This window comes from Streptomyces longisporoflavus (assembly GCF_014649775.1).
GTDB lineage: Bacteria > Actinomycetota > Actinomycetes > Streptomycetales > Streptomycetaceae > Streptomyces > Streptomyces longisporoflavus.
On record NZ_BMTR01000005.1, the window covers coordinates 59314 to 80319 of the forward strand.

The following is a 21006-nucleotide window of genomic DNA, read 5'->3' on the forward strand; positions in this document are numbered from 1 at the left end:
GTAGTATTCCAACGTGGCAGGCAGGATCAATGACGAGGACGTGAAGGCGGTTCGGGACGCGGTCCCGATCGACGCCGTGGTCTCCGACTACCTCCAGCTGCGCAACGCGGGCGGAGGCAACCTCAAGGGCCTGTGCCCTTTCCACGACGAGAAGTCACCGTCCTTCCAGGTCAGCCCCAGCAAGGGTCTCTTCCACTGCTTCGGCTGCCAGGAAGGCGGCGACACGATCGCCTTCGTGATGAAGATCGACCACCTCACCTTCTCCGAGACGGTCGAGCGCCTCGCCGCCCAGGCGGGCATCACCCTGCGGTACGAGGAGGGCGGGTACAACCCCTCCGGTCAGCGCGGCGAGCGCATCCGCCTCGTCGAGGCCCACAAGATCGCCGCGCAGTTCTACGTGGACCAGCTGGAGGGCCCCGAGGCCGAGATCGGCCGGAAGTTCCTGGCCGAGCGCGGCTTCGACCAGGCCGCCGCCGCGCACTTCGGCGTCGGCTACAGCCCCGCGGGCTGGGACCACCTCACCCGCTTCCTGCGCGGCAAGGGGTTCACCGACAAGGAGCTGACCCTCTCCGGCCTCTCCCAGGAGGGCCGCCGCGGGCCCATCGACCGCTTCCGCGGCCGGCTGATGTGGCCGATCCGCGACATCAGCGGCGAGGTCGTCGGCTTCGGAGCGCGCAAGCTGCGCGACGACGACAACGGCCCGAAGTACCTCAACACCCCCGAAACGCCGATCTACAAGAAAGGCCAGGTGCTCTACGGCGTCGACCTGGCCAAGAAGGAGATCGCCAAGACCTCCCGCGCGGTCGTCGTCGAGGGCTACACGGACGTCATGGCCTGCCACCTGGCCGGCGTCACCACCGCCATCGCGACCTGCGGCACCGCCTTCGGCGGCGACCACATCAAGATCCTGCGCCGCCTGTTGATGGACAACGGCTCGGCGCGGGTGATCTTCACCTTCGACGGCGACGCGGCCGGGCAGAAGGCGGCCCTGCGCGCCTTCGAGGACGACCAGAAGTTCGCCGCCGAGACGTACATCGCCATCGCGCCCGAGGGCATGGACCCCTGCGAGCTGCGCCTGGCCAAGGGAGACGGAGCGGTCGCCGACCTCGTCGAACCCCGCACGCCGCTCTTCGAGTTCGCGCTGCGCCAGATCGTCGGACGGTACGACCTGGAGACCCCCGCGGGCCGCGCCGCCGCCCTGGACGAGGCGGCGCCGGTCGTGGCCCGCATCAAGAACAGCGGCGCGCAGCACGAAGTGGCCGTACAGCTCGCCGGGATGCTCGGCATCATGGACACCCAGTTCGTGGTCAAGCGCGTCGCCCAGCTGGCGCGCTGGGCCCGGGACCGGGGCGGCAGGGGCCCGGCCCCGCAGCAGGGCCCGCCCCGGGGCCGGCAGTACGAGGCCTCCGCGCCGCCCGCGCCCTCCGGCCCGGCGCTCACGCTCCGCAGCCCCGCGCACCGCACCGAGCGCGAGCTGCTCAAGCTGGCCCTCCAGCGCCCGGAGCTGGTCTCCCCGGCCTTCGACGCGTATGGGGTGGACGAGTTCACGGCGCCTCCGTACGCGGCGGTGCGCCAGTGCATCGAGGAGGCGGGCGGCGCCGAAGCGGGCATCCCCGAGCCGCAGACCTACCTCGCCCGCGTCCTGGACGCCGCGCCGGACGACACGGTCCGCGCCATGGTCACCGAGCTGGCCGTCGAGGCGATCCTGCGCAAGACGGTCGACGAGATCTATGCGGGCACGCAGCTCGTGCAGGTCAGGCTGCGCGCCGTGGACCGCCGCATCCGGGACGTCCAGGGCAGCCTGACCCGGCTGAGCGCCCAGCGCGACGCCGCTCAACTGGCCGCCGTGCAGAACGAGTTGTGGGTCCTCCAGCAGTACGGCAGGGCGCTGCGCGAACGCGGCGCGGACGCGCTCTGAGCTTCCGCCCGGGGGCAGGAGCGGTCTCTTTGCCCGGCACGGTTGGCGGGTCCTGAGGTTCGGAAGGCGCCGCTCTGGTTACCCGTGGGGTAACCACACGGTTACGGACCGGACTCAAAAAGTCACCGCACGCCCCTCGTGGCGGCCGTGTGTCGTGCCCCACACTGGGTTGCGGTGCCTGAGTCCTCGGAGCGCGGCCGGCCCGCAGACAGCGGATGCGGTTCCGGTGAACCCGCGATTCCACACATCGTGTTCGGGACGGACAGCGGCGAGGCCGTGGAAGCCGATCCCGCTGTACCGCTGCCGCACGCCTCAGCAGCGATCATCATGGAGGTCGCCCCCGTGCAGACCCAGACCCTCACCCAGACCGAGACCGCCGTTGCCGCGGAAGCGGAGGCGGAGGCGGATACGGACGTCATCGCGGCCGTGCCGCCACAGAGCCGCGCCGCACGGCACCCGGAAGCGGGGCCCGAAAGCCCCGAAGCGGAGGCGATCCCCGACCCGCGGGACGCCCCGGAGGCACTGGAACCCGACAGCGGTGCGCTGCCGCCGCCTCCCGTGGCGCGGAGCCGCGCCGACAGCGGCGGCCCCTCGTCCGACCTGTTCCGTCAGTATCTGCGCGAGATAGGCCGGATCCCGCTGCTCACGGCCGCGGAGGAAGTGGAACTCGCGCGCGGTGTCGAGGCCGGTCTGTTCGCCGAGGAGAAGCTGCGTCTCGCCCCCGACCTGGACTCACAACTCGCCCTGGATCTCGACAAGTTGGTGGTCGCCGGCCGGATGGCCAAGCGCCGCCTGATCGAGGCCAACCTCCGCCTGGTCGTCTCCGTCGCCAAGCGGTACGTCGGGCGGGGACTGACCATGCTCGACCTTGTCCAGGAGGGAAACCTCGGCCTGATCAGGGCCGTCGAGAAGTTCGACTACGCACGCGGCTACAAATTCTCCACGTACGCCACCTGGTGGATCCGCCAGGCGATGTCGCGGGCCCTCGCCGACCAGGCCCGCACCATCCGCGTCCCCGTGCACGTCGTCGAGCTGATCAACCGCGTCGTCCGCGTCCAGCGCCGCATGCTCCAGGAGCGGGGCTACGAACCCACCCCCGAAGAGGTCGGCGCCCAGCTCGACCTGCCGCACGAGCGCGTCAGCGAAGTCCTGCGCCTGGCCCAGGAACCGGTGTCGCTGCACGCCCCCGTGGGCGAGGAGGACGACGTCGCGCTCGGCGACCTCATCGAGGACGGCGACGCGACGAGCCCCGTCGAATCGGCGGCCTTCCTGCTCCTGCGCGAACACCTGGAGGCGGTGCTCTCCACGCTCGGCGAGCGCGAACGCAAGGTGGTACAGCTGCGCTACGGCCTCGCCGACGGCAGGCCCCGCACCCTGGAGGAGATAGGCCGGATCTTCGGCGTGACACGCGAACGCATCCGCCAGATCGAGTCCAAGACCCTCAACAAGCTGCGGGACCACGCCTTCGCGGACCAGCTGCGGGGCTATCTCGACTAGCAGCCCCGCCAGCCCTAGTCGACTTCAGCCACGGCCTCCGCGAACTGGGCCTTGTAGAGCCGCTCGTACGCCCCGCCGGCGGCCAGCAGCTCGTCGTGCGTGCCCTGTTCGACGATCGCACCGTCCTCCATCACCAGGATGGTGTCCGCGTCCCGGATCGTGGAGAGCCGGTGGGCGATGACGAACGAGGTCCGCCCGTGGGCGAGCCGCGACATCGCCTTCTGGATGAGCACCTCGGTGCGGGTGTCGACCGAACTCGTCGCCTCGTCGAGCACCAGGATCACCGGATCGGAGAGGAACGCCCGCGCGATCGTGATCAACTGCTTCTCGCCCGCGCTCACCCCCGTGCCCTCGTCGTCGATCACGGTGTCGTAGCCGTCGGGCAGCGTGCGGCAGAAGCGGTCGGCGTGGGCCGCCCGCGCCGCCTCCTCGATCTCCTCGCGCGTGACGTCCTTGGCCGCTCCGTACGCGATGTTCTCCGCGATCGTGCCGCCGAACAGCCAGGTGTCCTGGAGCACCATGCCGATGCCGGACCGCAGTTCGTCGCGCGACATCTTCGCGATGTCGACCCCGTCGAGCGTGATGCGCCCGCCGGTGACCTCGTAGAACCGCATCAGGAGATTGACCAGCGTCGTCTTGCCCGCACCGGTCGGACCGACGATCGCCACCGTGTTTCCCGGCTCGACCGTCAGGGACAGGTCCTCGATGAGCGGCTTGTCCTTCTCGTAGCGGAAGGACACGTGCTCCATCCCGACCCGGCCGAGCAGCTGGTCTGGACGGACCCCCGGCTCCGGGTCCGCCTCCTGCTCGTCCGCGTCCAGGAGCTCGAAGATCCGCTCGGCGGAGGCGACACCGGACTGCACCAGGTTGGCCATCGACGCCACCTGCGTGAGCGGCATCGAGAACTGCCGCGAATACTGGATGAAGGCCTGCACGTCACCGATCGACAGGGCGCCGGACGCGACCCGCAGTCCGCCGACGACGGCCACGAGCACGTAGTTGAGGTTCGACATGAAGAACATCAGCGGCTGCATGGCCCCGCTGTTGAACTGCGCCTTGAACCCGGCCTCGTACAGCGCGTCGTTCTGCTCGGCGAACGCCTTCGCCGACTCCTCCTGGCGGCCGAAGACCTTCACCAGGCTGTGTCCGGTGTACATCTCCTCGATGTGCGCGTTGAGCTTGCCGGTGGTCTTCCACTGCTGCACGAACTGCGGCTGCGACCGCTTGCCGACCTTCGTCGCCACGAAGAAAGAGAGCGGCACGGTGATCAGCGCCACCAGGGCGAGCAGCGGCGAGACGTAGAACATCATGATCAGTACGCCGACGATGGTGAGCAGCGAGTTCACCAGCTGGCCCATGGTCTGCTGCAGCGTCTGGCCGATGTTGTCGAGGTCGTTCGTCGCCCGGCTGAGCACCTCGCCGCGCTGCCGCTTGTCGAAGTACGAGAGCGGAAGGCGCGACAGCTTCTCCTGGACGGCGCCCCGCATGTGGAAGACGGTCTTGTTGATGGCGCGGTTCGACAGGCGTGTCGCCACCGCCATCAGGAGACCCGCGATCACGAACACGCCGAGGGCGAGCAGCAGGACCTCGCCGACGGCGCCGAAGTCGATGCCCTCGCCCGGCGTGAAGTCGACGCCGGTGAGCATGTCGGCCATGCCGCCGTCGCCCTTGTCGCGCAGGCCCTCGATGGCCTGGTCCTTGGTGATGCCGGCCGGCATGTCCCGCCCGACGATGCCCGCGAAGAGCAGGTCGGTCGCCCTGCCAAGGATCTTGGGGCCGAGCACGCTGAGCGCCACGCTGAGCACTCCGGCGGCGAGCATCCCGTACATCGTGGTGCGCTCGGGCCTGAACTGCGAGAGCAGTCGTTTGCCGGACCCCTTGAAGTCCATCGACCGGGAGTCCGGTCCCATCATCTGTCCGCCACCCGGACCGGCCATTACGCGGCCTCCGCTTCCGTCAGCTGGGAGAGCACGATCTCCCGGTAGGTCTCGTTGCCCGCCATGAGTTCGCGGTGGCTGCCCGACCCCACGACCCGGCCCTCGTCGAGGACGATGATGCGGTCGGCGTCCCGGATCGTCGCCACGCGCTGGGCGACGATCACGACGGTCGCCTCGGCGGTCTCGCGGCCGAGCGCGGCGCGCAGGGCGGCGTCGGTCGCGTAGTCCAGGGCCGAGAAGGAGTCGTCGAAGAGGTAGATCTCGGGGCGCTGCACCAGGGTCCGCGCGATCGCGAGGCGCTGGCGCTGGCCGCCGGACACGTTGGTGCCGCCCTGCGAGATGGGCGCGTTCAGGCCCTCCTCCAGGCTCTCCACGAAGCCCTTGGCCTGGGCTACCTCCAGGGCGTGCCAGAGCTCCTCGTCCGTCGCGTCCGGGTTTCCGTAGCGGAGGTTGGTGGCGACGGTGCCGGCGAAGAGGTACGGCTTCTGCGGCACCAGGCTCACCGTTCTTGCGAGCAGCGCCGGCTCGATGGTGTGCACGGGCACGCCGCCCACCAGGACCTCGCCCTCGGTGGTGTCGATGAGCCGCGGCACGAGGCTGAGCAGCGTCGACTTGCCGCTGCCGGTCGAACCGATCACGGCGGTCGTCTCGCCGGGCCGTGCGACCAGGCGGACGGCCTTCAGGACGGGTTCCTCGGCACCGGGATAGCGGAAGCCCGCGTCGCGGATCTCCAGGTGGCCGTGGCTGCGCAGCTCCGTCACGGGGGAGGCCGGGGGCACCACGCTGCTCTCGGTGTCCAGGACCTCCTCGATGCGCTCGGCGCAGACCTCGGCGCGCGGCACCATCATGAACATGAAGGTGGCCATCATCACGGACATCACGATCTGCATCAGATACGCGAGGAACGCGGTGAGCGCCCCGATCTGCATGCCGCCGCTGTCGATGCGGTGCGCGCCGAACCACACCACGGCGATCGAGGAGAGGTTCACGACCGTCATGACGATCGGGAACATCAGCGCGAGCAGCTTGCCGGTGCCGAGCGAGACGTCGGTCAGCTCGGCGTTGGCCTCGCGGAAGCGTTCCTTCTCGTACTCGTCGCGGACGAAGGCGCGGATGACGCGGTTGCCGGTGATCTGCTCGCGCAGCACGCGGTTCACGGTGTCCAGGCGCACCTGCATGGAGCGGAAGAGCGGCCGGAGCCGCTTCACGATGAGGCTCACGGAGACCGCGAGGACGGGCACGACGGCGACCAGGATGCCCGAGAGCGGCACGTCGAGGCCGAGGGCCATGACGATGCCGCCGACGCACATGATCGGCGCCGACACCATCAGCGTGAACGACATCAGGACCAGCATCTGCACCTGCTGGACGTCGTTCGTGGTCCGGGTGATCAGGGACGGCGCGCCGAAGTGCCCCAACTCGCGGGCGGAGAACGACTGGACGCGGTCGAAGACCGCTGCCCGGACGTCGCGGCCGAGGGCGGAGGCGGTGCGGGCGCCGTAGTACACGGCGCCGACGTTGCAGATCACCTGGGCGACGGTGACGGCGATCATGAAGCCGCCGAACGAGAGGATGTAGCCGGTGTCGCCCTTCACCACACCCTCGTCGATGATGTCGGCGTTGAGCGTGGGCAGGTACAGCGAGGCGCAGGTCTGCAGGAATTGCAGCAGCACCAGCAGGACGATGGGCTTTTTGTACGGGCCCAGATGGGCCCGAAGGAGTCGTATGAGCACGGAGTCTCTTCGAGAGGCGTGGGCGGGGTTCTTGGCGAGGTCGCCCCCCATACTCCGGTACCGCACCCCGGCGTGCGCAACCGTTTAAGCCATTACCCGGTAAAAGAGTTGTCTGGGTCAAGAACCCGGATGCGTCCCGCCCGGTTGGTCGCCTGCGGGTGCGTCGTGGCTTGTCGCGCAGTTCCTCGCGCCCCTGCGGGGCGCTCTAGAGCGCCCCGGGATGCGTCTGTTCCCGCACCGTTCGGTACTGCTGCCGCACCGCCTGCCCCACGGCGTGCTCCTCGCCCGGCTCGAAGACCTGCGCGGTCGCTCCCTGCCAGTACGGCAGCCGGCCGTTCAGCGCCCAGGCCGCCTGCCGCGCCGCGCCGATCGCCGCGTAGTCCGCGGGCTGCGGCACCACGACCTGCGTGCCGAACAGCATCGGCGCCGCCGCCTGCACCGCGGGCAGCTCGGCCGCGGCGCCGAGCAGGAACACCCGGCGCACCTCCACGCCCCGCCCCCGCAGCACGTCGAGCGCGTCGCCGAGCCCGCACAGCATGCCCTCGAACGCGGCCCGCGCCAGATGCTCGGGCCGCATCGACTCACGCCGCAGGCCGGTCAGGGTGCCCGCCGCGTGCGGCAGATTCGGCGTCTTCTCGCCCTCCAGATACGGCAGAAGGACGAGCCCGTGCGCCCCCGGCGTCGACTTCACGGCCAGGTCGGAGAGCGCTTCGAGGTCGGCGACGCCGAGCATCTCGGCGGCGCCGCGCAGCACGCGCACCGCGTTCAGCGTGTGCACCACCGGCAGATGCATGCCGGTGGCGTCCGCGAGGGATGTGATCGTCCCGCTCGCGTCGACGAGCGCCTCGTGGTGGACGGCCATCACGGACCCCGAGGCCCCCAACGACACGACCGCGTCACCCTGTTGCACCCCGAGCCCGAACGCCGCCGCCATCGTCTCGCCGGTCCCCGCCGAGATCAGCAGCCCCTCGGGCGTCGTCCCCGCGGCCTCCGCCGGGCCGATCACCTCGGGCAGCATCGCCTGGTGGCCGAGCGCGAGCTCGACGAGATCGGGGCGGTACGAACCCGTCGCCGCCGACCAGTAACCGGTCCCGGAGGCGCCGCCGCGGTCGGTCGTGCGCCGCGCGGGCCTCCCGAGCAGCTGCCACACCAGCCAGTCGTGCGCCTGCATGAGGGCGGCGACGCGCTGCGCGGCCTCCGGCTCGGTCTTCGCCAGCCAGCGCAGCTTCGTGACGGGGTGGGCCGCCTGCGGGACGATGCCCACGGCCTGCGCCCACGCCTCGCGGCTGCCGAGCCCGTCGATCAGGTCGGCGGCGGCGACCTGCGCCCGCCGGTCGTTGCCGACGAGCGCCGGCCGCACGGTGTTGCCGTGCTGGTCGAGGGGGACGACCGCGTTCTGCTGTGCGGAGACGCCGATGGCCTGCACGCCTTCCAGCAACCCGCCGCCCGCCGCCTCGCCGAGCGAGAGCAGCCAGGCCTGCGGATCCACGTCCGAGGGGCGCCCGCCGTCGGGATTCTCCGTCGGATGCGGGGCATAGCCCTGCTTGAGTACGGCACCCGTGTCCGCGTCACAGACCACGATGCGCGTGAAATCGGGCGAACTGTCCAACCCTGCGACTATCCCCATGCCAGGAATTCTGCCGCACCGCGCGACGTGTCCCGAACCTCAGCTCCCGGGCGTCGTCCCGCCTAGGTGTTGCTGGTGCCCCAGTCGTCCTCGCCGCTGCCCTGCCCGCGCTCGCGCAGCGACCGCACCCGGTCGCTCACGGAGTCGGGAACCCGGTCCCCCACCTTCTCGGACACGGTGTGGAAGGCCTTGCCCGCCACGTCGCGGCCCTGCTGGGTCGCGGACTCGACGGTGTTGCGCACCGCCGGGTTCTGCGCGATCTCCCGGGCGGACTTCTTCAGCTTCTCGTAGCGCTCGCGGCCGGCCCGGGTACCGAGCACGTACCCGAGAGCCAGACCCGCCACGAATGTGAGCCGGTAGCGCATGTCTGCCACCCTTCCCTTACGTCGGCGTCGAGCGTCTGCTCGTCCGTCTGCTGCTCTGCGTCGGCGGTGGGGGATACCGATTGGCGGAGCACCCCCCTGCTTGCGCTAATGTATGTGTCGCAGCGACCGCCCGCCGCCTGGAGAGTTCCCGGTTAGGTGCGTTCGATGCAAACGAGACGATCCCCTGTAGCTCAATTGGCAGAGCAGCCGGCTGTTAACCGGCAGGTTACTGGTTCGAGTCCAGTCGGGGGAGCTCGGTCTCCTGTAGCTCAATTGGCAGAGCAGCCGGCTGTTAACCGGCAGGTTACTGGTTCGAGTCCAGTCGGGAGAGCAAGTGAGATGGACCCTTGAGATTCCCTCAGGGGTCCATTTTCATGCCTGGTGGAACCATGTGGGCAGCCGTGCGGTCCTCATGGTCGAGCGATGCCGACCATCCGAAGCAGGAGATCGTATGAGCGGCTATGCTGCGGCAGACGGCGCGCACAAATGTGCGCGACGCGCCGTTAGGGGCGGTAGCTCAGCCGGTTAGAGCAGCGGACTCATAATCCGTCGGCCGTGGGTTCGAGTCCCACCCGCCCCACCGAAGCGCTGGGGCGCAGGAACGATTCCACCTGCGTCAACAGTGCAAACCTCCCCGTCCCGCCCCATGCGGCGACACGCGGGACACAGGAACGCGGGACATGCGGTGGCCGCGCCGATCGGCGCAGGGTGCCACCGCGTCCCGCCGCTTCGGGCCCCGGCCCTCAGACGCGCTCCAGGACCACCACCGGGATCGACCGGTCGGTCTTCTCCTGGTACTCGTCGTAGGCGGGCCACGTCGCGGCCATGGTCCGCCACATCCCCGGCTTCTCGTCCGGCGTCGCGGTGCGTGCACGGGCGGTGTAGCGATCGCCCTTGATCTGCACCTGCACCTCCGGGTTCGCCTCCAGATTGCGGAACCAGAGCGGCGGGGTGTCGGCTCCGCCGTTCGAGGCCACCACGAGCACCGCGTCACCGTGCCGCCGGTAGATCAGCGGGGTGCTGCGCGGTTCGCCGCTCTTGCGGCCGGTCGTGGTGAGAATCAGCACCGTGGTGCCCTGCCAGTCGTGGCCTTCCTCGCCGTCGGTCTCCACGTAACGCTGGACGTGCTCCTTGCCGAACAGCATCTGCTCTCTCCTTCGTCTCTTGTCTTCGCGGGCTCGCGCCTGCCGGCCCACGTCATGGACACCCTGCGCTTTCCCGTCTGCCAGGCGCCGAACCGACGCGCCCGACGGCGGAGTGAGCTTCGTGATCGTGCGGTGGGCTTCAGCTCCGTGATCCGGGGAACCAGGGCGTCATGAAGATATTGATCGTCCTGGTGGTCGTCGGCCTCGCCGCAGCCTGGTACCTGCAGTCACGGAAGCGCCGGTGAGCGCGCACGACGGACGTGCGTCCGTCACGCCGGTGACCGTGCACCCGCCGCTCGGCACGGGTGGCCGCAGGGTGACGGTCGGGGGAGAGATCCTGGGGCTCGCGTACTCCGACGCCGATGTCGTGGAGTTCCTGCGCCGGATCGGGCTGCCGGAGGCCGAGGGGCTGCTCGACGATTCGGGGTGGGTGAAGTGGCGGGGCGGGCACGCTCACCACTACGAGGCGGCGTGAGCGGGGCGCGGGGACCGGGGCGCGCGGGGCGGTGCTCAGAGAGGCGCCTGCCACGTGGTCGTCGTGCCCTGGTCCGCGCTGTCGGAGGTGCCGTCGTCGTACACGGTCAGGCGTACCCCGGGCCGACCGTCCGGCAGCGTCGCCCGCGCGTCCACGGCCACCTCGATGCGGGTCACGTCGGGGCGGCGTGAGGCGCCGGCCAGGGCGCGGCGCAGGGCGGCGAGGAGATGGCCCGCCGCCGGGTCGGTGACGCGGTTGTCGACGGCGCCGGAGAAGTGCACCGATGGCTGTACGCCGACGACCGCGGCGGCGCCCGCCGTCTCGCGCAGGACCTTGCCCCGGAACGTGGTCGGGGCATCCGCGGGCGGCTGCTGGAGCGCGAAGATCGCCGTACGGACCTCCTGGATGGTGGACTCCAGCTCGTCCACGGCCTGGTCGAGGGTGGAGCCGACCTGCGGCGAGGCGTCCCTGCGGCGGGTGGACTCCAGCATCATGCCGGTGGCGAAGAGGCGTTGGACGACGAGGTCGTGCAGGTCGCGGGCGATGCGGTCGCGGTCCTCGAACACCGCCAGGCGCTGCCGGCTCTGCTGGGCGTCGGCCAGGACGAGGGCGAGGGCGGCCTGTGAGGCGAACTGGGTGGCGAGGAGACGCTCCACGGAGGTGTAGGCGCGCTCTCCCCTGCGGCGGGGCAGCGCCAGCGTGCCGATGAGGCGTCCGTCGGCCTGTAGCGGCAGCATCATGCTGGGCCCGAAGTTGGTGCGTACGTGGGTGGTCATGCGGGGGTCGGTCGCGGAGTCCTCGATGAACACCGGCTCGCCCCCGAGCAGTTGTTCGAGGACCGCGCTGCCGGGCTCGATGGTGGTGCCGATGAGGTCGTTCTGGAGGGCGGGGGAGGGGGCCGGGGCGGTGCTCGGGGGATCGTCGGTGTCCTCCGCCGTCGCCGCCGCGACGATGCGCATGCCGCCCTGCTCGGTGGGTTGCAGGATCACCCCCGCGGAGGCGTTCGCGAGGATCCGGGCCTTCTCGGCGACCGTCATCAGCGCGTCGGCCGCCGGTTCGCCGGTGAGCAGCGCCGTGGTGACCGCGGCGGCCCCGTCGATCCAGCGCTCGCGCTGCCTGGCCGCCTCGTACAGCCGGGCGTTGCCGATCGCGATGCCCGCCTGGCTCGCCAGGACGCGGAGCAGTTGCAGGTCCTCGTCGGTGAAGCGGCCCCCGCGCTTCTCGGTGAGGTAGAGATTGCCGAACGCCTCGTCGTGGACGTGCACGGGAACGCCCAGGAAGCTGTGCATCTCCGGGTGCCCCGGTGGTACGCCGCACGAGCGCGGGTCCGCCGTCAGATCGTCCAGGACGAGCGGCCGCGGCTCGCGGATGAGGGCGCCGAGCAGGCCCGAGCGGCCGTCGGGGAGAGGGCCGATGCGCTCCCGCTCGTCCTCGGTCAGGCCCGCCGTGAACAGGTCGGTCAGCCTGCCGTGCGCCGGGTCGATGACGCCGAGCGCGCCGTACCGGGCGCCGGTCAGCTCGGTCGCGCTCTCCACGATGTGCTGCAACGTGGTGTGCAGTTCGAGGTCCGAGCCCACGCCGAGCACCGCGTCCAGGAGCGGCACCAGGGGCAGCGGCAGGTCGGTGCCGCTCATCGCGCGGCGCCCGCCGTGCCCCCGGCGGCCCCGCCGCGCCGCGCCTTCTTGACCGGGCTCAGCAGCGAGACCACCCTCCACGCACCCTCCACGCCCCCTCCAGAAGCAGGAACCTTCATCGCTTTTCGTCCAGAGCGTCGCCCGCCGTGAGCCCGGATCCGGCGGAGGTGAGCAGGATCGGCGCGGAGCCGGCCAGCCACACGGTCATCGGCATACGGGCACACTTCCGCGGGGCGCCGAGGCCGGCGGGGGAGGGCTCCGCGGTCAGCCGGAGAGCGGGTTGAGGGCCAGCGGCTGGATCTTGCCCTCCAGCATCGCACCGAGCCCCATCACGGCGCACACGTCGGGCCGCTCGGCGATCTCCACGGGCATCCCCGTCGCGTCCCGCAGCATCTGGTCGAGCCCCGGCAGCAGCGCGCTGCCGCCGACCACCATGATCCCGCGATCGGCCAGGTCGGCCACCAGGTCCGGCGGGCAGTCCCGCAGCACCTTGCCGATGCCGTCGAGCACGGCGGTCAGCGGGGTGTGGATCGCTTCCCGTACGGCGGCGGTGTCGACGTGCACCGAGCGGGCGAGCCCTGTGGCGACGTCGCGGCCGTGGATCTCCGTCGACTCGGGACCCTCGGGCGTCAGGCCGTTGCCGCGCAGGGCGAGCTGAAGGGGACGTACCGACTGGCTGGGCAGCATCAGTTCGTGGTGGTGGCGCAGGTGCTGCACGATCGCCTCGTCGATGGCCTCCCCGCCGACCGGGATCCGCTGGGCGGTCACGATCGATCCGAGCGACAACACCGCGACCTGCGTCGTCGCGGCCCCGCACACCAGGATCATCGTTGCTTCCGGCTGCTCCACGGGCAGCCCGCAGCCGACCGCGGCCGCGATGAGCGTGTCGACGAGCTCGACCCTGCGCGCCCCGAGCCCGACCATCGTCTCCACGGCGGCCCGGCGCGCCAGCGGGTCCGCGTCGTGCGGCGTGCAGGCGGCGGCGCGCAGCCGCGGCTTGCGGCGCAGGTTGCGGCGCAGCTTCTCGCCGATGAGGTGCCGCAGCATGCGCTGGGCCATCTCGATGTCGACGACGGTGCCGCCGGAGACCGGCCGTACGACCCGGATGTAGCCCGGCGTACGTCCCGTCATCTGCTCGGCGAACCGGCCGACCGCGATGAGCGCGCCCGTCCGTGTGTTCACGGCGGCGGCGCTCGGTTCGTCGACGACGAGCCCCGCGCCCTTCACGAACACCCGGGTCCTCGCGGCACCCATGTCGACGGCGATGTGGCAGCGGCGCAACTGCTCCAGACTGACGGTCATGGCAGATCCTCCCGAGAGCGCAGACCGTACGGACCGCCGGACGACGGTCCCATCTCGCATCGTGCGGTGGCCGCGGGCGGCGCGCGCGTCGGGCTGAGCCGGGCGGGGTGCCGCCGCACGGGTGATCTTGATTGCGTCGCGGGCGGCGCAGTTAGCATCCCGTGTGACGCATACGCCCCCTGAAGAAGACGAAGCCGACGGCCCCCGCATACCCGAAGCCGCCGACCGCCCCCCGCTGTCCCCGGTACCAGTTGAGCCCCGGGAGCCCGTCACGAAAAGGCGGATACTCGCCGATCTGACGCCTTTGCGTACGTCCGTCGACTACCGCCGTCTCTGGATCGGCAACACCATCTCCTGGATGGGCCAGGCGATGACCGCCCTCGCGGTCTCGCTCCAGGTGTACGACATCACGCACTCCAGCTTCTCGGTCGGCCTCGTGGGGCTCTTCTCGCTCGTCCCGCTCGTGGTGTTCGGCCTGTACGGGGGCGCGATCGCCGACACGGTGGACCGGCGGAAGCTCGGCCTCTACTCGTCGCTCGGCTCGTGCGGACTCTCGGTCGCCCTCGCGGCGGGCGCCTTCGCGGGCTTCCACCACGTGTGGTTCCTGTACTCCGTGGTCGCGTCGCAGGCGGTCTGCGGGGCGCTGAACTCGCCGGCGCGCTCGTCGATGATTCCGCGCCTCCTGCCGCCGGAGCAGTTGCCCGCCGCCAACGCGCTCTCCTCGATCACGACGACGTCGGGCACGATGCTCGGCCCCATGCTGGGCGGACTCATCGTCGGCCTGTGGGGCTACCAGGCGGCGTACACGGTCGACGCGGTCGCCTTCAGCGCGTCGCTGTACGCGATGTGGCGGCTCCCGGCGATGCGGCCCGAGGGCTCGGCGGGCTCGGCGACGGGGGGTCGCAGGAAGCGGGCCTCGGTCATGGACGGGCTGCGGTTCCTGGCCACGCGGCCGAACCTGCGGATGACCTTCTTCACGGACATGTGCGCGATGGTGCTCGCGCATCCGCGGGCCCTGTTTCCCGCCGTCGCGGTGGTGTGGTTCGCGGGCGACGCGAAGACGGCAGGCCTGCTGGTGGCCGCGCCCGCGGTGGGAGCGCTGCTCGGCGCGGTGTTCTCCGGGTGGCTGGGGCGGGTCCGGCGGCACGGGCTCGCGATCCTGTGCGCGGTGGCCGGTTGGGGCACGGCGATCGCCGTCTTCGGCCTGACGCGGAACCTCTGGCTGGGGCTGTTCTTCCTCGCGCTCGCGGGGTGTGCGGACACCGTCTCGATGGTGTTCCGGAGCACGATGCTCCAGGCGGCCGTGCCGGACGAGATGCGGGGGCGGTTGCAGGGGGTCTTCATCGTGGTGGTGGCGGGCGGGCCACGCCTCGGGGACTTCATCGCGGGGTCGGTGGGGGACCTGAGCTCGCCGGGGGTGGCCGTGGTGGGCGGCGGCGTCGCCTGCGTGGTCGCGGTGGGGCTGCTCGCACTGCGGTGGCGGGGGTTCGCGCGGTACGACTCGCGGGTGCCGGGGGCGTGAGGGGGGGGGTGCTGGGGGGCTTGGTGGGCTCGGGGGCTTGGGGGTCCCGTGCGTGGGTCGTACGAGGGGGCTCGGGAGGCTTGGGGGTCCCGTGCGTGGGTCGTACGAGGGGGCTCGGAGGGCTTGGGGGTCCCGTGCGTGGGTCGTACGAGGGGGCCCGAGGGGCTTGGGGGTCCCGTGCGTGGGTCGCGTGGGTGTGCCGTGGGTTCCGTGAGTGTCCCCGTGGGTCGCCCCTGAGTGTCCCGTGGGTTCCGTGGGTGTCGCGTGGGTCCGCGTGGGTGTCGCGTGGGTCCGTGGGTGTTCCGTGGTCCGTGGGTGTCGGCGGGCTCGGTGTCGTCAAATGGCGCGGACCGCGTCGATCAGCGGGGTGAGCGAGTCAAGGGTCAGGTCGCAGCCCTCGGCCCGGAGCCTGCTGTACGACCTCTCGTCCCGCCGGTAGCCGATGAACGGCAGTCCGAGCCGCCGCGCCGCGAGCAACTCCGCCGCGGACGAGCCGACCATCACGCAGCGCTCGGCGTCGGATTCCAGGGCGAGGAGCGCGCGGCGCAGGCAGTCGGGGTCCGGCAGCAGGGGAGAGTCCGCGCGGCGGCCGTGCGTTCCGCCGGGCACCGCGTCGGTGAGACCCCGCCGGGCGAGCAGTTCCGCCATGACGTCGGAGTCGCAGTCCCCGGCGACCGCGACGGCCAGGCCCCCGGTCATGAACGTGCTCAGCAGCCGGGGCAGGTGCGGGGTTGGCCGGGCGTTCGTGAGGCTCTGCCGCTCGATGCGCTGGAGGCGGGCGCGCAGTTCACGGGCCGACGGGTGGTCCTGGTCCCCATGGGCGCGCAGGAGGTCCGTCGGGTGCACCCTTCCCTCGTAGCCGTCAAGGGCTCCGTCCAGTGCTCCGGCCAGGGGCGGCCTGCCGTCCAGGGCGTCCTCGACGGCACGGTCCTCGGTGATGGGGCCCATCAGGTCCAGGACGCCGGCGCGTGCCTGCGAGTCGGTGTGGAGCCGTACGACCGGCCCGTCGAAACCGAGGATCACGGCGCTGCGGCCGGCGAGCAGCGTGCCGAGGGCGCCCGAGACGGCGGAGGTGGTGGAAGCGGCGGAGACGGTCGTGGTCGCGGGGCGGGTGGGTACGGGCGCCGTGATCTCGCAGTACCAGTCGTCGGACCGCGGGACCGGCTCGAACCGGGCGTCTCCCGTGCGGCCCGATCGGCTGAGCCGGTCGTGCAGGTCGTTCGAGACGATCACGGTGGCCCGGCTGCCGGGGCGGTCGAAGAGGTGGCGCAGCTCGGCGGGGAAGGCGGGGGCGGAGACCGTGGGGTCCGGCTCGTGGGTGACGGTCACCCCGAGGCCCGCGCCCGGCAACTCCGCCAGCGCGGCGGGGAGTTGTCCGATCGTCGCCGTCAGCGCGTGCAGGACGTGGACCTCCGGGGCGACGGCCGCGTCCCAGCCGCCCGCGCGGGGTCGCAGCTCGAAGTGGTCGGGGCCGATGCCGCCCGCGATGAGCAGGTGGGAGATCACCCGGCCCAGCTCGTGCAGGGCCTTTGACCGGGCGCCGGCGGGGCGGGTCAGGTACTCGAAGGTGAGGGTCGTACCCGGCTGCGCGGGCTGGTCGTCCGGCAGCTCACGGCTGACGCCGATGTCGTCCAGCTGGTCGCTGGGGAGTTCCTCGTACGGGGTGAGCACCTCGTCCTCGGTGTGGGGGAACTCCCTAAGCAGCTCGGCCAGTTCGGTCTGCTCCTGCTCGGTGGCGCCGAGCTCCCGGTTCAGCTCAAGTCGCGTGTGGAGCAGGGACTGCCGCAGGCGGCTGATGTCGGCGCGGGTCGCGTGGGCCGCCGGGCCGGGGACTCCGTCCAGGGGGGTGCCGCGCCATAGGTCGAGAGCGGCGGTGACCAGCTCGCGGGCGCGGGTGAATTCGCCCGCGAACCGGGCGTGCCGGGCGTCCGCGGCGAGCCGCTGGCAGTGGAACAGGTCGACGACGTCGGGGCCCGTCGGCAGGGGCAGGACGTACGCGTCCCCCTCGGTCAGCACGGAATCCGGGCCCAGGGCGTTGCGCAGCCGCGACGCGTAGGTGCCGAGGACGCGGCGCGCGTGTGGGGGTGCGCCGGGGCCCCACATGCCCTCGATCAGCTCCTCGTGGGTCACGGCACGGCCGCGCCTGAGCAGCAGCATGCAGAGCATGGCCTGTTCGCGGGGCGTGCCGGTGGCGAGGGGGCGGCCGTTCCGTGTGGCGCGGAGAGGGCCGAAGAGGGAGTAGGCGCGCTCGCTCGACGAGGGCGCGGCAAGCCGCGTGAGCCGGTTGAGACCTTGCCGCTGGAGCTCCGGGTCGGTCGAGTCGAGCTCGCGGGCGGCGGAAGTCAGTGTGCTGCGGAGCGTGGCGCGCGGGGGTGTTGTGAGTGCCTTTGCCTGATCGGGTCCGGCGGCTGTCTGTTCCGGGTCTGCGGCTACTTGCTCCGGTCCGGTGGCTGCCTGATCCGCTTCCGCGGCTACTTGGTTCGGTCCGGCGGCCATTTCACCGGTGCCGTACATCTCGCGCAGCAGGCGGCCGAGCGAGCGGAGGTCGGCGGCGCGGGTCTCCTCGTTGTGGGGGACGAGGGCGAAGCCGCACAGTACCGGGCCCCGGGTGGAGAGGCGCACGTAGGAGGCCGAGAGGGCGCCGTGGGCCAGGCCCACGGTGTGCAGGGCGGAGACCGCGCCCGCGAGGGGCGGGAGCAGTTCCACGAGCCGGTGGGCGGGCAGGCCGTCCGGGTGGTCCGTGAGGAGATCCCGGAGGCTGTGGCCGTCGATGAAGTCCATGGTCACGTACGGGACTTCACCGTTGGCGTAGTCGTGCACGGCGGCCACCTGCGGGTGCCGGAACCGCGACAACTGCCGCGCCGCCCGGGTGAAGTCGAGGCGGAGCCACTGCGGCGCCTGCGGATAGCGCTGCACGACCACGGGCTTTCCGTCGCGGCGCAGATCCTCCGCGAGCCAGACTCTGCCGCTCTGCCCGATCTGCTGCATCATCCGGTACCGGTCGCCGAGGAGCTCCGCGTCCTGTCCCGCGGCCTGTCCCGCGGTCCGTCCCACGCCCAGCTGCCGCACGCTCTCCGGAGTCACCGTCGCGAACGGCTCGCCCAGCGGGGGACCTTGTCCGGCACCCCCGCCGACCGAGGGCTCCTGCCCGGCGCCCCCGCCCGAGGAGGCCACCGCCCGCAGCTCCCCGGGGGCCGTCCCCGCCCGCTCGTCGATCAGGCCGCCCACCCTGGCAAGCAGCTCCCTCGTACGCCCCCGCGCGGTACGCGGCAGCGACCTGAGCAGCAACTCCCGCACCCCGTCCCGGAATACGTACGACCCGGCGCCGTCGCCCGCGGTCAGTATCCCGCTCAGGATCACCTCCGCCAGATGCTGCGGACGCGGACGCTCCTCTACGGCCGCCTGGACGAGCCGCATCACCGGCAATCGCGGCTCGCCCACCGCCAGATGGCCAGCGAGGCGGAAGGCTTCCGGGGAGGCCGTGGAGCGGAAGCGGAGCACGAGGTCCTCGGCGGAGAGCCGCGTGACGTCCTCGCCGCCCGCGCCGCCGTCCGTCCAACCATCCGCCCCGCCGTCCGCCTCACTGTCCGTCTCGCCGCCCCCTTCGGCGTCCGCGGGCGCCGCGCCCAGCCACCCCACCGCGCCCGGCAACTGCGCCCCGCCCGCGTCCGCCACCAGCGCCGCCCAGTGCGACAGCCACGGCCCCGCGGGTTCGAGAACCGGCACCGGCAAGGCTCCGGCGGGCTGCGGCGCGTCGGCGGCGTACGGCGTGAAGGCGAGAGCGGCGGACGGTGCCGCCGGGTGCGGGGCGCGGAGAGTCCCCGGAGTCGTGGGCAGAGCCGTGGTACGCCAGAGGCGTTCCGGGAGTGGCTGAATCACGGCCGTCGGCATCTGGCTCGCCCAGCGGCGCAAGGTGCGGTACCAGCGGTTGCCGGCCGTGCCCGTACGCCACTGCGGGCCCATGCAGTCGCTGATCACGAGGGTGACCGTGCGGCCCGCCGCGGGGGCGTGGGCGGCCCGGGGCGGGACCGTGCCGTCCGGCTCCGCACGGTGCAGCTCGACCGTGCGGAAGATGCCGGACTGGGCGAGCGCCGTGTGGAGTTCGTGGACCAAGGGGCGCCAGATCGGCATGGTGGGGCCCGCGTCGTACACCAGGCACAGCCGCAGCCAGCGTTCCTCGGCGGGGCGCAGCACCGGCAGCCAGCCCTGCGGGCGGCCACCGAGGCGGGCGATGCGGTGTGCGGTGGCCTCCTCGTCGATGACCTGTCCCACCGGTGAGGGGACGCGGCGCTTGAGGGGGCGCAGGGCGCGCTGGAGTGTGAGGGGGTGGGTCACCATCGGGGGGACGGGAACGCGGACGGGCTGGATATGCCCGACCGCAGCCGACGGGGCGGAATTCGGCGCCGCGACCGGAACAGGCAGCCGCAGCGGGACCCGGTCGTCGTCCGGGGGAGGGGCAGGGGCGGGGGCGGGACTGAGGTCGGCAGGCGCCGGGCGCGGTGGTGCCGCCTGCTCAGTCTCCGGCGCAGGCGCCGACGGCTCTACGACCCCGGCAGTCTCCTGCGCCGCCCCAGCACCCCCACCCGCCTGTCCCGCAAGCCACAACAGCTCGGCCAGCTCGACAGAAGTGGCCCGCGCCCCACCCGCCACCTCCGCAAGCAGATCAGCGAGGCGCGCGACGGGGCTGTGGGGGCGGGGCGCGGTCGCGGGCGGGGAGGGGTCAGACGGCATTGGGGTCCGTGTCCGGCGACTGCGTCAGGTACGGCATCAGTTGGCGGGCCAGTTCGTCGCGCGAGGTCGCGTCGATGCCTGCCGCGCCTGTCAGGTAGATCGCGTTCAGGAGTTGGTCGGTGGCGAGTTCGCCGGCGGTGCCCCGTTCCAGGAAGCGGGTGATGAGGGTGCGGGCGTAGGCGTCGGGCTCGCCGAGGTGGGCGCGGACGATCTCCTCCAGGTGTTCGTCGCGCGGCTGGCGAAGACGCAGCGTGACACAGCGGCGCAGGAACGCGGGCGGGAACTCGCGCTCGCCGTTGCTGGTCAGGACGACGAAGGGGAAGGCGCGGCACCGCACGCGGCCCCGCTCGACCGTCACCGGCTCGTCCGAGCCGTCGGTCAGGAGATCCGCCTTCGGGGTGTGCTTGGCGATCCGTACCAGCTCGGGGATCTCGTACTGCCCCTCCTCAAGGATGTTCAGGAGATCGTTGGGCAGGTCCAGGTCGCTCTTGTCGATCTCGTCGATGAGGAGTGCCCGGGGGCGGGCGTAGGGGAGGAGCGCCGTGCCCAGCGGGCCAAGGCGCAGGTGGTCCTCGACGCCCGCGCCGTCCCGCGGCGTCCGTGAACTGGGGGCGCGGCCCGCCGCGTAGAGACGGGAGAGCGGGTCGTACTGGTAGAGGCCGTCGTGCAGGGTGCTGCGGCTCGTGATGTTCCAGCGCAGCACAGGACCGAGCCCCAACTCCCGTGCCACCGCGTACGCGAGGCTCGACTTGCCGCTGCCCGGCGGGCCCGTCACCAGGAGCGGCCGCCGCAGGTACAGCGCGGCGTTGACCAGCTGCACGCAGGTCTCCGTGGCCCGGTACGTGTGCGCCCGGTGTACGCGGTCCGGAGAGGTCGCCGAGCCGTCGTCCGCCGGCGTATCCAGGACCGGACCGCCGTCGAAGGCGCGCCACGGCGGGGGCGGAGGCAGCTCGGAGATCCCGTCGTGGGGCTCGTTCGTGCCGGTGTAGACGGGCCACAGGGACATGATCGGGGTTCTCCGTATTCGTACGTCGGTCACATGCGTCATTCGTACGTCGGTCTCGTGCGTCGGTCTCGTGCGTCGGTCTCGTGCGTCGGTCTCGTGCGTCGGTCCCCATAC

13 protein-coding genes and 3 tRNA genes are annotated in these 21006 nt (G+C 71.8%); 7 read left to right on the forward strand and 9 right to left on the reverse strand.

Annotated elements, in window-relative coordinates; all coding sequences use genetic code 11:
• Positions 1 to 13: 13 nt before the first annotated feature.
• Both dnaG and IE226_RS11745 read left to right on the forward strand, forming a co-directional pair.
• Positions 14 to 1918 carry a DNA primase gene (dnaG, locus tag IE226_RS11740; protein ID WP_190081069.1) on the forward strand — a complete coding sequence of 635 codons (1905 nt, stop codon included), beginning with the start codon at positions 14 to 16 and terminating at the stop codon, positions 1916 to 1918.
• Positions 1919 to 2092: 174 nt separating this feature from the next.
• Positions 2093 to 3415, forward strand: coding sequence for an RNA polymerase sigma factor (locus tag IE226_RS11745; protein WP_190081070.1), 1323 nt, complete (start codon positions 2093 to 2095; stop codon positions 3413 to 3415).
• A 14-nt stretch (positions 3416 to 3429) separates the two neighbouring features.
• On the opposite strand, the gene IE226_RS11750 is transcribed toward IE226_RS11745, so the two are convergent.
• From IE226_RS11750 to IE226_RS11765, 4 genes are all read right to left on the reverse strand, one after another.
• Entirely contained in the window at positions 3430 to 5352 is a 1923-nt protein-coding gene (locus tag IE226_RS11750) for an ABC transporter ATP-binding protein (protein WP_190081071.1), read from the reverse strand.
• The gene (locus tag IE226_RS11755) at positions 5352 to 7085 is read right to left on the reverse strand and encodes an ABC transporter ATP-binding protein (protein ID WP_190081072.1); all 1734 of its coding nucleotides are present in this window, start codon (positions 7083 to 7085) and stop codon (positions 5352 to 5354) included. The genes IE226_RS11750 and IE226_RS11755 overlap by 1 nt, the downstream gene beginning before the upstream one ends.
• A gap of 205 nt (positions 7086 to 7290) precedes the next feature.
• Positions 7291 to 8712, reverse strand: coding sequence for a xylulokinase (locus IE226_RS11760; RefSeq protein ID WP_190081073.1), 1422 nt, complete (start codon positions 8710 to 8712; stop codon positions 7291 to 7293).
• Positions 8713 to 8774: 62 nt separating this feature from the next.
• Entirely contained in the window at positions 8775 to 9077 is a 303-nt protein-coding gene (locus tag IE226_RS11765; protein ID WP_190081074.1) for a YtxH domain-containing protein, read from the reverse strand.
• A 180-nt stretch (positions 9078 to 9257) separates the two neighbouring features.
• On the opposite strand from IE226_RS11765, the gene IE226_RS11770 reads away from it, so the two are divergent.
• The 3 genes from IE226_RS11770 (at position 9258) to IE226_RS11780 (ending at position 9657) form a co-directional block, all read left to right on the forward strand.
• Positions 9258 to 9330 (forward strand) — tRNA-Asn (locus tag IE226_RS11770).
• 5 nt (positions 9331 to 9335) lie between these two features.
• Positions 9336 to 9408 (forward strand) — tRNA-Asn (locus IE226_RS11775).
• 175 nt (positions 9409 to 9583) lie between these two features.
• A tRNA-Ile gene (locus IE226_RS11780) sits at positions 9584 to 9657 on the forward strand.
• A 163-nt stretch (positions 9658 to 9820) separates the two neighbouring features.
• Here the strand turns inward: IE226_RS11780 and IE226_RS11785 are convergent.
• On the reverse strand, positions 9821 to 10222 hold the full coding sequence (locus IE226_RS11785) for a nitroreductase family deazaflavin-dependent oxidoreductase (RefSeq protein ID WP_190081075.1): 402 nt from the start codon (positions 10220 to 10222) through the stop codon (positions 9821 to 9823).
• A 241-nt stretch (positions 10223 to 10463) separates the two neighbouring features.
• Here IE226_RS11785 and IE226_RS11790 point away from each other — a divergent pair, with 241 nt between their 5' ends.
• Positions 10464 to 10697, forward strand: a complete 234-nt coding sequence (locus IE226_RS11790; protein WP_190081076.1) for a hypothetical protein — start codon at positions 10464 to 10466, stop codon at positions 10695 to 10697.
• Positions 10698 to 10732: 35 nt separating this feature from the next.
• On the opposite strand, the gene IE226_RS11795 is transcribed toward IE226_RS11790, so the two are convergent.
• Both IE226_RS11795 and IE226_RS11800 read right to left on the reverse strand, forming a co-directional pair.
• A complete protein-coding gene (locus IE226_RS11795) occupies positions 10733 to 12331 on the reverse strand; it encodes a GAF domain-containing protein (protein WP_190081077.1) in 1599 nt (532 codons plus the stop codon).
• A gap of 264 nt (positions 12332 to 12595) precedes the next feature.
• Positions 12596 to 13633: a rod shape-determining protein gene (locus IE226_RS11800; RefSeq protein ID WP_190081078.1), complete on the reverse strand. Its 1038-nt coding sequence runs from the start codon at positions 13631 to 13633 to the stop codon at positions 12596 to 12598.
• A gap of 208 nt (positions 13634 to 13841) precedes the next feature.
• Between IE226_RS11800 and IE226_RS11805 the strand changes: the two genes are divergently transcribed.
• Positions 13842 to 15155, forward strand: a complete 1314-nt coding sequence (locus IE226_RS11805; protein ID WP_190081422.1) for an MFS transporter — start codon at positions 13842 to 13844, stop codon at positions 15153 to 15155.
• A 336-nt stretch (positions 15156 to 15491) separates the two neighbouring features.
• Here the strand turns inward: IE226_RS11805 and IE226_RS11810 are convergent, their stop codons facing one another.
• Entirely contained in the window at positions 15492 to 19886 is a 4395-nt protein-coding gene (locus tag IE226_RS11810; RefSeq protein WP_268251281.1) for an SAV_2336 N-terminal domain-related protein, read from the reverse strand.
• Positions 19876 to 20892: an AAA family ATPase gene (locus IE226_RS11815; RefSeq protein ID WP_190081080.1), complete on the reverse strand. Its 1017-nt coding sequence runs from the start codon at positions 20890 to 20892 to the stop codon at positions 19876 to 19878. The genes IE226_RS11810 and IE226_RS11815 overlap by 11 nt, the downstream gene beginning before the upstream one ends.
• Positions 20893 to 21006 lie beyond the last annotated feature (114 nt).

Coding starts and splice junctions, on each gene's coding strand:
- IE226_RS11750 (WP_190081071.1), bottom strand. CDS start 5,352: ATGGCCGGTCCGGGTGGCGGACAGATGATGGGACCGGACTCCCGGTCG.
- IE226_RS11760 (WP_190081073.1), bottom strand. CDS start 8,712: ATGGGGATAGTCGCAGGGTTGGACAGTTCGCCCGATTTCACGCGCATC.
- IE226_RS11765 (WP_190081074.1), bottom strand. CDS start 9,077: ATGCGCTACCGGCTCACATTCGTGGCGGGTCTGGCTCTCGGGTACGTG.
- IE226_RS11785 (WP_190081075.1), bottom strand. CDS start 10,222: ATGCTGTTCGGCAAGGAGCACGTCCAGCGTTACGTGGAGACCGACGGC.
- IE226_RS11795 (WP_190081077.1), bottom strand. CDS start 12,331: ATGAGCGGCACCGACCTGCCGCTGCCCCTGGTGCCGCTCCTGGACGCG.
- IE226_RS11800 (WP_190081078.1), bottom strand. CDS start 13,633: ATGACCGTCAGTCTGGAGCAGTTGCGCCGCTGCCACATCGCCGTCGAC.
- IE226_RS11810 (WP_268251281.1), bottom strand. CDS start 19,886: ATGCCGTCTGACCCCTCCCCGCCCGCGACCGCGCCCCGCCCCCACAGC.
- IE226_RS11815 (WP_190081080.1), bottom strand. CDS start 20,892: ATGTCCCTGTGGCCCGTCTACACCGGCACGAACGAGCCCCACGACGGG.